Source organism: Enterococcus haemoperoxidus ATCC BAA-382, from assembly GCF_000407165.1.
Classification (GTDB): domain Bacteria; phylum Bacillota; class Bacilli; order Lactobacillales; family Enterococcaceae; genus Enterococcus_L; species Enterococcus_L haemoperoxidus.
In genome coordinates this window covers 1,019,461-1,032,079 of the sequence record NZ_KE136479.1, presented here as the reverse complement: position 1 = coordinate 1,032,079, position 12,619 = coordinate 1,019,461, and the positions used below count along the sequence as shown (strand labels likewise).

The 12,619-nt window shown below is 41.3% G+C and carries 4 protein-coding genes, 14 tRNA genes and 3 rRNA genes; 1 reads left to right on the top strand and 20 read right to left on the bottom strand.

The features are described from left to right. Window positions 1-10: 10 nt before the first annotated feature. On the bottom strand, window positions 11-1,216 hold the full coding sequence (locus I583_RS04870) for an MFS transporter (protein WP_010760239.1): 1,206 nt from the start codon (window positions 1,214-1,216) through the stop codon (window positions 11-13). A gap of 125 nt (window positions 1,217-1,341) precedes the next feature. Here I583_RS04870 and I583_RS04865 point away from each other — a divergent pair, with 125 nt between their 5' ends. Then, complete coding sequence (locus I583_RS04865; RefSeq protein ID WP_010760238.1) at window positions 1,342-1,887, top strand: PadR family transcriptional regulator; 546 nt, start codon at window positions 1,342-1,344, stop codon at window positions 1,885-1,887. Between the two features lie 80 nt (window positions 1,888-1,967). On the opposite strand, the gene I583_RS04860 is transcribed toward I583_RS04865, so the two are convergent. From I583_RS04860 to I583_RS04770, 19 genes are all read right to left on the bottom strand, one after another. Further along, entirely contained in the window at window positions 1,968-4,187 is a 2,220-nt protein-coding gene (locus tag I583_RS04860; RefSeq protein WP_010760237.1) for a bacterial Ig-like domain-containing protein, read from the bottom strand. A gap of 70 nt (window positions 4,188-4,257) precedes the next feature. Further along, a tRNA-Leu gene (locus tag I583_RS04855) sits at window positions 4,258-4,341 on the bottom strand. Between the two features lie 16 nt (window positions 4,342-4,357). Beyond that, a tRNA-Cys gene (locus I583_RS04850) sits at window positions 4,358-4,428 on the bottom strand. A gap of 34 nt (window positions 4,429-4,462) precedes the next feature. After that, window positions 4,463-4,534, bottom strand: a tRNA-Gln gene (locus I583_RS04845). Window positions 4,535-4,550: 16 nt separating this feature from the next. Beyond that, window positions 4,551-4,623, bottom strand: a tRNA-His gene (locus I583_RS04840). Between the two features lie 32 nt (window positions 4,624-4,655). Beyond that, a tRNA-His gene (locus tag I583_RS04835) sits at window positions 4,656-4,728 on the bottom strand. Window positions 4,729-4,741: 13 nt separating this feature from the next. Further along, a tRNA-Trp gene (locus tag I583_RS04830) sits at window positions 4,742-4,812 on the bottom strand. Between the two features lie 9 nt (window positions 4,813-4,821). Next, a tRNA-Tyr gene (locus I583_RS04825) sits at window positions 4,822-4,902 on the bottom strand. Between the two features lie 3 nt (window positions 4,903-4,905). Further along, window positions 4,906-4,978: transfer RNA gene (locus I583_RS04820), tRNA-Phe, on the bottom strand. Window positions 4,979-4,991: 13 nt separating this feature from the next. Beyond that, window positions 4,992-5,065 (bottom strand) — tRNA-Asp (locus I583_RS04815). A gap of 9 nt (window positions 5,066-5,074) precedes the next feature. Next, window positions 5,075-5,147, bottom strand: a tRNA-Val gene (locus I583_RS04810). Between the two features lie 12 nt (window positions 5,148-5,159). Beyond that, window positions 5,160-5,231: transfer RNA gene (locus tag I583_RS04805), tRNA-Glu, on the bottom strand. A 14-nt stretch (window positions 5,232-5,245) separates the two neighbouring features. Beyond that, window positions 5,246-5,334: transfer RNA gene (locus tag I583_RS04800), tRNA-Ser, on the bottom strand. Between the two features lie 47 nt (window positions 5,335-5,381). Beyond that, window positions 5,382-5,455 (bottom strand) — tRNA-Asn (locus tag I583_RS04795). 7 nt (window positions 5,456-5,462) lie between these two features. Continuing rightward, a 5S ribosomal RNA gene (gene rrf, locus I583_RS04790) occupies window positions 5,463-5,578 on the bottom strand. 97 nt (window positions 5,579-5,675) lie between these two features. After that, window positions 5,676-8,587: ribosomal RNA gene (locus I583_RS04785) — 23S ribosomal RNA — on the bottom strand. Between the two features lie 187 nt (window positions 8,588-8,774). Beyond that, window positions 8,775-8,847 (bottom strand) — tRNA-Ala (locus I583_RS04780). Between the two features lie 82 nt (window positions 8,848-8,929). Then, window positions 8,930-10,490 (bottom strand): 16S ribosomal RNA (locus I583_RS04775). The 16S, 23S and 5S rRNA genes sit together here with 14 tRNA genes alongside, the layout of an rRNA operon. A gap of 625 nt (window positions 10,491-11,115) precedes the next feature. Next, window positions 11,116-12,618 (bottom strand): HAMP domain-containing sensor histidine kinase, encoded by a 1,503-nt coding sequence (locus I583_RS04770; RefSeq protein WP_034683138.1) that lies wholly within the window; start codon window positions 12,616-12,618, stop codon window positions 11,116-11,118. Between the last annotated feature and the right edge of the window lies 1 nt (window position 12,619).

Sequence of the window (12,619 nt, the reverse complement as noted above, 5' to 3'; positions counted from 1 at the left end):
TTTTGTTGATTTAAGCTTGTTCATATTCTTCCTCTGTTGCAAAATACTGATTATGAACAATCACAAAAACCAAACCAATCAAAACCATAAACGCTGCAAAGTAAAATGTTACACTAGAATTCCAAATCTCCGCTAATTTTCCAGCTACAAACGGAGCGATCGCTCCACCGAAAAAACGAATAAAACTATAAGAAGATGATGCCACACTTCTTTCAATATCAGGTATTTCCATCGCAATTGTTGTCAAAAGAGTATTGATCAATCCTTGGAATAATCCTGCCATAATCACACCTACAGCAACTAAATTAGGTGATTGAGCGTTAAAACCAATAAAACTCAAACAAGCTAAGAAAAAGAATAACGCAAGTATAATCGTCCGATACGTATTTATTCTTTTCTCTAAAATAGGTGCAATAAATACAGAAGCAACAGCTAATAATGCACCCCAGCCAAAAAAGACAAAGCCGACTTGCATTTCTGAAAAGCCTTCAAGCAAAAATGGTGCATACGCTAATAATGTAAAAAAGCCAAAATTATACAAAAGTGCAATGACGCCAATTGAACGTAATTTATGATTGCTTAAAGCCTTGATTCCTGCAAAAAGAGATACTTTTTTCTTTGGTTTAGCAATTGGTGCTAATAAAAAGGCAATTGCTAATGTTGCTACAAACATTAATGTGGCTACTCCAAAAAATGGCATACGCCAAGACATGCTACCTAACACACCACCAAGCAAAGGTCCGATTGCCATACCCAGTCCCATAGAAGCTTCATACATAATGATTGCTTTCTCTGTTTGACCCGCTAACACGCCCACAATAGCAGATAAAGCTGTTGAGATAAATAAAGCATTCCCTAGCCCCCAACCTGCACGTAGATAGATCAATCCTTCGATTGTTTCAGAAAAACCTGCTAAACATGAAAACCCAATAATAATAATAAGTCCAAAGATCAATGTTTTTTTTGCACCGATTCGACTTGAAATAAACCCTGTAAATAACATCATGACTCCTGTTACCAACATATAACTTGTAAATAATAATGTCGTTTGAGCAGGAGTTGCATTTAATTGGTGTGCGATCGTTTTTAAAATAGGATCCACCAAACCGATTCCCATAAATGCGATCATACAAGTAAATGCTACTGCATATGCCGATCGAAGACCTACCTTATTCAACATTTCCTCTTGTTCCACTAAAATACCTGTTTCTTCCATTTGATTCCCTTCTTTCTATAAAAAGATACTACAAAAAAAGAAACGTGTCAATATTTACATGTATATTAATACGTATATTTTTTATGGTATAATAAAGAAAATAAGGAAAAGGAGAGTAGCTTCAAATGAATACTCTTAGTTACATTTTACTTTGTATGTTAGTTAGAAAACCTTGTACTGGTTATGAATTAAAACAATATCTGACTCTTTTTTGGGAAGCACATCATAGTCAAATTTACACTTCCTTAGCAAAACTTTTAAAAGAAGGTTACGTATCAGTAGAAAATGATGATACACATTCTCAAAAAAAGATCTATCACTTAACAACTAAGGGAGAAGAAATCGTTAATATTTGGATTCAAGAAGAAACCAAAGAACCCTCTCAAAAAGACGAATTTCTAGCCAAAATGTATGTTGCTTCCATCTTAGACAAAGATACAGTCAAAGGTCTACTTTTTGAAAGAAAACAACACCAATTAAAAATCTTAAAACAAAACCAAGAAAAACAAAAACAAATCGAAATGTTGAATAATGCGGAAGAACAGAAAAAAAACTTTGGACGTTTTCTCGTTATCCAAAGAAGAATACGCATATGTGAAGAAGAACTGCTTTGGTGTCAGTGGGCTGAAGAACAAGTTGAACAATTATTCACAACGGAATTAGATAGCTGATGCTATTTACGCATTGCTTACAAATAAAAAAGAAGGGAAAGGCACTTAGTGTCTTTCCTCCCTTTTTAACTTATTATTGGCTATAAAAATCTTTTTCGTAAATTTAACAAAATTACTGATAACGTAGAAGTAACTAAACCAAGTATAACAAGAAACCCCTGAAGTTGTTCCCCTGTTTTAGGAAGTATTTGGTCCTTATTTTTTGAAGGAATACGTTGTTGTTTTTTACTATTATCAGTTTTATCTGTAAAGTTGTCGTTACCACTGTTAATTTCTTTCTTGTTCTTATCACTATGTTCTTCAACAAGAACAACTACAGTCGAAGATATTTTATCGTAAGCATATGTTATTTCATATCTGCCTGCTTTTGAAGTATCCACGGTTCCAATCACGGTTAGCTCTTTGAAATTTACTTGAGCTCCATCTTTGTCTGTTGCATTTTTAAAGTTATCTTCTGCTTTCCATGGATCACCGACTTTAATAGACGAATCATGCACCTTGATACTTGCTTGACTCTCTTTTACAGTAACATTAATTTTTTTCAATGATGCCCCATTTATATACGTCACTAAATAAGTTCCAGGAATTTCTGTATTTACCGTATCAACTGTCATGCTAGGATTAAATTCTATACTATTTCCATCTCTATCAGTAGCAGAGAGAAAATTATCTTCTGCTTTCCATGAATCATTAGTATAAACAACAGAATCTTTAGCGTCGATCTTTTCTAAATTTTCTTTTACTGTCACTGTGATTGTTTTTGACACAGTATTATTTGTATAAGTAACTTTATATATACCTGGAATCGCTGTATCAACAACATCTGTGGTCATATTTGGATCAAAAGAAAGAATAGTCCCCTCTTCGTCAGCCGCTGAAACAAAATTATCTTGCGGATCCCATGAGTCCCCCTCATAGATTGTAGAATCTTTAACTTCTAAGGTTGGTCGTTTTTCTGCCCAATAATAATTTCCTTTCATTGTTAGACCATCATATGTTTCTGCCAATTCTTTTGAAGTATAAACAGCTCCTTCATAATCTCTTTGCCACTTTCCATAATAAGGTAAAGAATTACTTGGAGATGGTAAAACTACTCCATCTTTAAATTGAAAGTTTTCACCAAGGTTAATGTGTTTAAGCTCATTCATCCTTGCAAACATATCATACATATAAACAACTTGATTCATATCAAAATTAGATATATCAAGACTATTCAGTTTACTACCGCTAAACATATTGTTAATATTCGTTATACTAGTTGTATTAAAATTTGATAAATCCAAGCTGCTTATATCAGTTCCAGTAAACATATCACCCATATCTTTGACAAGACTTGTATTAAAATTTGATACATCTAGATTATTTATCTTAGTCCAACTAAACATAGCAGCCATACTTTTCACTTGGCTTGTGTCAAAATTTGATAAATCTAAACTATCTAAATTAAGATTGCTAAACATACCACTCATATCAGTTGCACTACTTGTATCAAAATGAGTCATGTCTAAGTTCTTTGTACCACTGCCAGTAAACATACCGCTCATATCTTCTACAAGACCTGTATTAAAATTCGATACATCTAAATTAACTATATTTTTCGTATCATAGAACATACTTCTCATATAAACTACTTGGCTTGTATTAAAACTTGAAACATCTAAGTTTACTAAACTACTCATATAAGAAAACATAAACGCCATATCTATTACTTGGCTCGTATCAAAATTTGATAAATCTAAAGTTTTTAGACTACTTGCATTAGAAAACATATCTCTCATTAACGTAACAGCACTTGTATCAAACTGACTAATATTCTCGATGTCGATAACTTGATTCAAATTTGAAAACAAATGAGAAGAATTGCTGCTAGCTTTTACAGGTCCATCAAAAACTATTTTTTTAATTTGATTTTTATAGGGTAACCACGGTGAACTGTTCTTAGTATTAATGAATTCACCACTAGCTATATGTAAAGCTCCAGTATTATCAATTTGCCATTTACTAGTTCCAAACATACCCGAAGCTACAATCGACTTTAAACTTTTTTCATAGTTTTCTTGCTTAGTTTCATTGGGAACTTCAAGTTTATTTTCTGAATTATCTGTTATGTACTCATTCTGTTCCATGATTTCTTCCTCATCTACACTATCTACAATGGAACTTTTTGACTTATCTTCTAAAATATTTCCTTCTACAGACTCATCTAATTTATGGTAATTCATCTCTTCTGCACTTGCAAAAATTGGACAAATATAGCCTATTAGTAAAATAGTTAAAAAACAAATACTTATTTTTTTCATAATAACCTCTTCTATTAATTTACTAAAAAAAAAGATATACCAACGTCTGAGAACGTTAATATATCAATTATACCGGCGGCCGGGGTCGAACCGGCACGCCCTCGCGGGCACTGGATTTTGAGTCCAGCGCGTCTGCCAATTCCGCCACGCCGGCATGAAATAAAATTGCAAGGCGGTAACCGGATTTGAACCGGTGATGAAGGTTTTGCAGACCTCTGCCTTACCACTTGGCTATACCGCCATATCATAATTTAAAGATTCTCTAAAAGAGAAAACTGGGGTAGCTGGATTCGAACCAACGCATGACAGGATCAAAACCTGTTGCCTTACCGCTTGGCTATACCCCAATAATTTAAAGCTAAGGGCGACTGATGGGAATCGAACCCACGCGTGGCGGAACCACAATCCGCTGTGTTAACCACTTCACCACAATCGCCATGAAAAGAATATAATAATATTAAAGCTAAGGGCGACTGATGGGAATCGAACCCACGCATGGCGGAACCACAATCCGCTGTGTTAACCACTTCACCACAATCGCCATAAAATATTAACAGGGATAGTAGGAATCGAACCCACAATGACGGTTTTGGAGACCGTAGTTATACCGTTTAACTATATCCCTACTATGTAATGGAGGAAAGTGGATTCGAACCACTGAACCCTAAGGAACGGATTTACAGTCCGTCGCGTTTAGCCACTTCGCTATTCCTCCAAATGGCGCAAGACAGAATCGAACTGCCGACACACGGAGCTTCAATCCGTTGCTCTACCAACTGAGCTACTGCGCCAAAAACTATAAAACGGTCTGGACGGGACTCGAACCCGCGACCTCCTGCGTGACAGGCAGGCATTCTAACCAGCTGAACTACCAAACCGTAATTTAATGGAGGTTGACGGGATCGAACCGCCGACCCCCTGCTTGTAAGGCAGGTGCTCTCCCAGCTGAGCTAAACCTCCAAAAAATATAAATGACCCGTACGGGAATCGAACCCGTGATACCGCCGTGAAAGGGCGGTGTCTTAACCGCTTGACCAACGGGCCAATAAAACTTAATACGGAGAGTAAGGGATTCGAACCCTTGAGACAGCGTTAACCGTCTACATGATTTCCAATCATGCTCCTTCGGCCACTCGGACAACTCTCCAAAGTTAAAAGAAGCAAAACATTACTCATAAGTCCTATATTAAGGAACTCCGGCAGTAGGACTCGAACCTACGACATCATGATTAACAGTCATGCGCTACTACCAACTGAGCTATGCCGGAATAATTAGCGTGGCGACGTCCTACTCTCACAAAGGGAAACCCTTCACTACAATCGGCGCTAAGAAGCTTAACTTCTGTGTTCGGCATGGGAACAGGTGTATCCTTCTCGCTATCGCCACCACACTGGGTGTTGTTGCTATTCAATTGAGTGATTATTCACTCAAAACTGGATTGAAGTAATGTAATCAAACAGTCCGAAAAACTTTTTTATTTCGTTTCTTTGGTTAAGTCCTCGACCGATTAGTATTGGTCCGCTCCGTACATCACTGCACTTCCACTTCCAACCTATCTACCTGATCATCTCTCAGGGGTCTTACTTTCTTAAAGAAATGGGAAATCTCATCTTGAGGTGGGCTTCACACTTAGATGCTTTCAGCGTTTATCCCTTCCCTACATAGCTACCCAGCAATGCCCTTGGCAGAACAACTGGTACACCAGCGGTAAGTCCATCCCGGTCCTCTCGTACTAAGGACAGCTCCTCTCAAATTTCCAACGCCCGCGACGGATAGGGACCGAACTGTCTCACGACGTTCTGAACCCAGCTCGCGTGCCGCTTTAATGGGCGAACAGCCCAACCCTTGGGACCGACTACAGCCCCAGGATGCGACGAGCCGACATCGAGGTGCCAAACCTCCCCGTCGATGTGGACTCTTGGGGGAGATAAGCCTGTTATCCCCAGGGTAGCTTTTATCCGTTGAGCGATGGCCCTTCCATGCGGAACCACCGGATCACTAAGCCCGACTTTCGTCCCTGCTCGACTTGTAAGTCTCGCAGTCAAGCTCCCTTCTGCCTTTACACTCTGCGAATGATTTCCAACCATTCTGAGGGAACCTTTGGGCGCCTCCGTTACTCTTTAGGAGGCGACCGCCCCAGTCAAACTGCCCACCTGACACTGTCTCCCACCACGATAAGTGGTGCGGGTTAGAGGGTTCATAACACAAGGGTAGTATCCCACCAGCGCCTCCACCGAAACTAGCGTTCCGGGTTCATCGGCTCCTACCTATCCTGTACATGTGGTACAAACACTCAATATCAAGCTACAGTAAAGCTCCATGGGGTCTTTCCGTCCTGTCGCGGGTAACCTGCATCTTCACAGGTACTAAAATTTCACCGAGTCTCTCGTTGAGACAGTGCCCAAATCGTTACGCCTTTCGTGCGGGTCGGAACTTACCCGACAAGGAATTTCGCTACCTTAGGACCGTTATAGTTACGGCCGCCGTTTACTGGGGCTTCAATTCTGAGCTTCGCCGAAGCTAACCCATCCTCTTAACCTTCCAGCACCGGGCAGGCGTCAGCCCCTATACTTCATCTTTCGATTTTGCAGAGACCTGTGTTTTTGATAAACAGTCGCTTGGGCCTATTCACTGCGGCTGACCGAAGTCAGCACCCCTTCTCCCGAAGTTACGGGGTCATTTTGCCGAGTTCCTTAACGAGAGTTCGCTCGCTCACCTTAGGATACTCTCCTCGACTACCTGTGTCGGTTTACGGTACGGGCAGTTGTTTTCTCACTAGAAGCTTTTCTTGACAGTGTGACATCAGGAACTTCGGTACTATTATTTCCCTCCCCATCACAGCTTGTCCGTATAGAGTAAAGCATTTGACTCTACTCAAGACTTACTGCTTGGACATGCACTTCCAGTCGCATGCATTCCTTAGCCTCCTGCGTCCCTCCATTGCTCAAACAAAAACAACTGGTACAGGAATATCAACCTGTTGTCCATCGCCTACGCCTATCGGCCTCGGCTTAGGTCCCGACTAACCCTGGGCGGACGAGCCTTCCCCAGGAAACCTTAGTCATACGGTGGACGGGATTCTCACCCGTCTTTCGCTACTCATACCGGCATTCTCACTTCTAAGCGCTCCAGCCGTCCTCACGATCGACCTTCAACGCCCTTAGAACGCTCTCCTACCATTACACCAGAGGTGTAATCCACAGCTTCGGTAATATGTTTAGCCCCGGTACATTTTCGGCGCAGGGTCACTCGACTAGTGAGCTATTACGCACTCTTTAAATGGTGGCTGCTTCTGAGCCAACATCCTAGTTGTCTGTGCAACCCCACATCCTTTTCCACTTAACATATATTTTGGGACCTTAGCTGGTGGTCTGGGCTGTTTCCCTTTCGACTACGGATCTTATCACTCGCAGTCTGACTCCCGGATATAAATGAATGGCATTCGGAGTTTATCTGAATTCGGTAACCCGAGATGGGCCCCTAGTCCAAACAGTGCTCTACCTCCATCATTCTTAATTCCGAGGCTAGCCCTAAAGCTATTTCGGAGAGAACCAGCTATCTCCAAGTTCGTTTGGAATTTCTCCGCTACCCACAGCTCATCCCCGCACTTTTCAACGTACGTGGGTTCGGTCCTCCAGTGCGTTTTACCACACCTTCAACCTGGCCATGGGTAGATCACATGGTTTCGGGTCTACGACTACATACTCATTCGCCCTATTCAGACTCGCTTTCGCTGCGGCTCCGGCTCTTCACCTTAACCTCGCATGCAATCGTAACTCGCCGGTTCATTCTACAAAAGGCACGCCATTACCCATTAACGGGCTTTGACTTGTTGTAGGCACACGGTTTCAGGATCTATTTCACTCCCCTTCCGGGGTGCTTTTCACCTTTCCCTCACGGTACTGGTTCACTATCGGTCATTAGGGAGTATTTAGCCTTGCGGGATGGTCCCCGCGGATTCCGACGGAATTTCTCGTGTTCCGCCGTACTCAGGATCCTCCTAGGTGTTGCCAACATTTCGTCTACGGGGCTATTACCCACTTTGGCGAACCTTTCCAGGTTCTTCGACTATCTTGACAGACTACCACAACGGAGTCCTACAACCCCAACAAGCAAGCTTGTTGGTTTGGGCTCTTCCCGTTTCGCTCGCCGCTACTCAGGGAATCGAATTTTCTTTCTCTTCCTGCAGGTACTTAGATGTTTCAGTTCTCTGCGTCTACCTCTAACCAGCTATGTATTCACTGGAAAGTAACATCCTATAAAAGATGCTGGGTTTCCCCATTCGGAAATCTCTGGATCATAGCTCACTTACAGCTCCCCAAAGCATATCGGTGTTAGTCCCGTCCTTCATCGGCTCCTAATGCCAAGGCATCCACCGTGCGCCCTTATTCACTTAACCTTACGATCTTACGATCGGTTTTGTTTGGTTCGTTTCTCTAGCGATAGAGGCGTGACCAATAAAATAAGCTTCGAACTATTTTAATTAAAAAACTCATTCAACGCGGTGTTCTCGGTTTGTTTTGATTACTTTTTTACTTCAATATCCAGTTTTCAATGAACAATATTAGTAACCCATTGGTTACTAATGGAGCCTAGCGGGATCGAACCGCTGACCTCCTGCGTGCAAAGCAGGCGCTCTCCCAGCTGAGCTAAGGCCCCGTGGTACTATTAATTTGAGAGTAAACCTCTCAAAACTGAACAAAGTGTAGACGAATGTGTAAGTTTCCGTAATATTCCTTAGAAAGGAGGTGATCCAGCCGCACCTTCCGATACGGCTACCTTGTTACGACTTCACCCCAATCATCTATCCCACCTTAGGCGGCTGGCTCCACAAGGGTTACCTCACCGACTTCGGGTGTTACAAACTTTCGTGGTGTGACGGGCGGTGTGTACAAGGCCCGGGAACGTATTCACCGCGGCGTGCTGATCCGCGATTACTAGCGATTCCGGCTTCATGTAGGCGAGTTGCAGCCTACAATCCGAACTGAGAGAAGCTTTAAGAGATTTGCATGACCTCGCGGCCTAGCGACTCGTTGTACTTCCCATTGTAGCACGTGTGTAGCCCAGGTCATAAGGGGCATGATGATTTGACGTCATCCCCACCTTCCTCCGGTTTGTCACCGGCAGTCTCGCTAGAGTGCCCAACTGAATGATGGCAACTAACAATAAGGGTTGCGCTCGTTGCGGGACTTAACCCAACATCTCACGACACGAGCTGACGACAACCATGCACCACCTGTCACTTTGTCCCCGAAGGGAAAGCTCTATCTCTAGAGTGGTCAAAGGATGTCAAGACCTGGTAAGGTTCTTCGCGTTGCTTCGAATTAAACCACATGCTCCACCGCTTGTGCGGGCCCCCGTCAATTCCTTTGAGTTTCAACCTTGCGGTCGTACTCCCCAGGCGGAGTGCTTAATGCGTTAGCTGCAGCACTGAAGGGCGGAAACCCTCCAACACTTAGCACTCATCGTTTACGGCGTGGACTACCAGGGTATCTAATCCTGTTTGCTCCCCACGCTTTCGAGCCTCAGCGTCAGTTACAGACCAGAGAGTCGCCTTCGCCACTGGTGTTCCTCCATATATCTACGCATTTCACCGCTACACATGGAATTCCACTCTCCTCTTCTGCACTCAAGTCTCCCAGTTTCCAATGACCCTCCCCGGTTGAGCCGGGGGCTTTCACATCAGACTTAAGAAACCGCCTGCGCTCGCTTTACGCCCAATAAATCCGGACAACGCTTGCCACCTACGTATTACCGCGGCTGCTGGCACGTAGTTAGCCGTGGCTTTCTGGTTAGATACCGTCAAGGTAAGAGCAGTTACTCTCCTACTTGTTCTTCTCTAACAACAGAGTTTTACGATCCGAAAACCTTCTTCACTCACGCGGCGTTGCTCGGTCAGACTTTCGTCCATTGCCGAAGATTCCCTACTGCTGCCTCCCGTAGGAGTCTGGGCCGTGTCTCAGTCCCAGTGTGGCCGATCACCCTCTCAGGTCGGCTATGCATCATGGCCTTGGTGAGCCGTTACCTCACCAACTAGCTAATGCACCGCGGGTCCATCCATCAGTGACACCCGAAAGCGTCTTTCAAATCAACACCATGCGGTGTCGACTATTATGCGGTATTAGCACCTGTTTCCAAGTGTTATCCCCCTCTGATGGGTAGGTTACCCACGTGTTACTCACCCGTCCGCCACTCCTCTTTTCAATTGAGTGCAAGCACTCGGTAGAAAAGAAGCGTTCGACTTGCATGTATTAGGCACGCCGCCAGCGTTCGTCCTGAGCCAGGATCAAACTCTCATAATAAAAGTTGAACACAATCCGAAGATTGTTAAGCTCATTTGTTTGCTAGCATATTGCTTCGCTTTGTTAAAAATTGTTGTTTGTTTTTACCGTTGTAAAAACAACCTACACATTTGGTTCGTCTTACTTTGTTCAGTTTTCAAAGGTCTACTGTGTTACCTCGCAGCAACTTTTATATCATATCAAATCTTCGATTCGATGTCAACACTTTTTTAAAAAAGTTTCAAAGTTTTTTTCTGCTTGATGTTATCGAATGTTTCGTGACAACTTCATTAGTTTATCAGGTTGTTTGTTATTTGTCAACAACTTTTTTCCTGTTTTTTCAATATGTTTGAGTCGCTTTTATTTCAGCGACTTTGTTATTCTATCATGATTATCTTACATTAGTCAAGAAGAAAAAATAATTTTTTTCTCTTGTAAATAAGTAACTAGCAATCACAAGAACATGTATAAATATAACAAGACTTATTGCAAAATGCAACTAGAAAATAGTTATTTTAGATTCTTTTTTTTCTTAGCGAACAAATCAGAAGAACTTCTTTTAAGTATTCGCTTTTTCCGTCGGATTAAACAACAGAAAAGATTAATCATTCGGTAAAATGATAAAAAAAGAGCAGGGTATTTCTCCCTACTCTACTATTTCACTTTTATTTACTATTGGAATATAAATTCTAAATATTGTTCCTTGATGAACAACACTTTCCGCATCGATTCTGCCTTTGTAATTTTCTACTAATTGTTTGGCAATCGATAAACCTAATCCATTCCCCCCCTTATTACGGGCGCGCGCTTTATCCACTCGATAAAAACGATTAAATATCTTGTCTAAATCATCTTCTGGTATTCCTTCGCCAAAGTCTTGAATGGCTATCTCAAATTCGCTTAATGTTTTCGAAATGGAAATGTGAACTTCTTTGCGAGTCGTTGAATATTTGACAGCATTGTCTAGAATAATAATCAAAAGTTGTTCAAAATGATTACGGTAAATCCCTAGCGTCACTTCATGTAAGAGATCATCATCTAAAGTAATAACAAAATCTGGATATAAAATTTTAAAGTTATTAAACACTTGATAAACAACTTGTTTCGCATTAGAGGTATGATTTGAATACTGGACATCGACTTGCTCTGCTCGAGACAAATCTAGCATCTCTTGAACTAGACTCTTCATACGGACAATCTCTTGTAAGCTAGCTTCTAAAGATTCATCCAATACTTCTGGATCCTCTTTCCCCCATCGATTCAACAAATTCAAATGCCCTTCAATAATCGCTACTGGCGTCCGTAATTCATGGGAAACATCTTCTACAAACTGTTCCTGTTGCTCAATATAGCGTCTCATACGATCTAACATCTCATTAAAGATTTCCGCAAGGTCGGCAAGCTCATCATTCGAATGGATATCTGGCATATGAATATCCGACTGGGGATCTTTCCTAATCGTATCCATTGTATCCCTTAAAACTTTCAAGGGTTTTAAAAAGTATGATGATAAGATAAATCCTAATATGCTACTTAAAATCAATGAGATTATCTCCAAAACAATCAATGTTAACAATAGACGGTTTCTAATATCGTAAAAAGAAGATAACTCATAAAACGCTTGTATGTATCCGACTTGTTCTCTATTATCTTTTGAATAAACTAGCTGAATAATCAAAAAACCTGTCTTGTCATCTAATGTTTTGATTTCAGCTGCTTGCTTCTCTTTTTTCATTAACTTACTTTGTATTTTCTGAGTCTCAAATATTAATGTTCCATTTGTGTCGTAAATAGATAGAAATAATGGCGGTTGACCTAATTCAGAAATCATACTATCCATTTCCATCAATGATCCTTCTACGGAAATTTTTTTACTATCTAAATCATCTTCTTCAACACTAGGTGTCTTCAATTTTTCATAGACATCAGAAACAGTCAAGTTTCCTTTTGCGTTCGCTAAACGGTTACCAACCTCTGCAACTGTTCTTTCTACATTTTCGCGTTCCTTTTCAACGATAAGATTGACGGAAGATTTATACGTAATCACTGCGAAAATAGTGAATACAACAAATATGAAGAAAGAACTTGCAGAAGCCCACTTGATTGTCAAAGAAGGCCCCTTCAGTTCTTTTTTTGCTGCTTTTTTCATT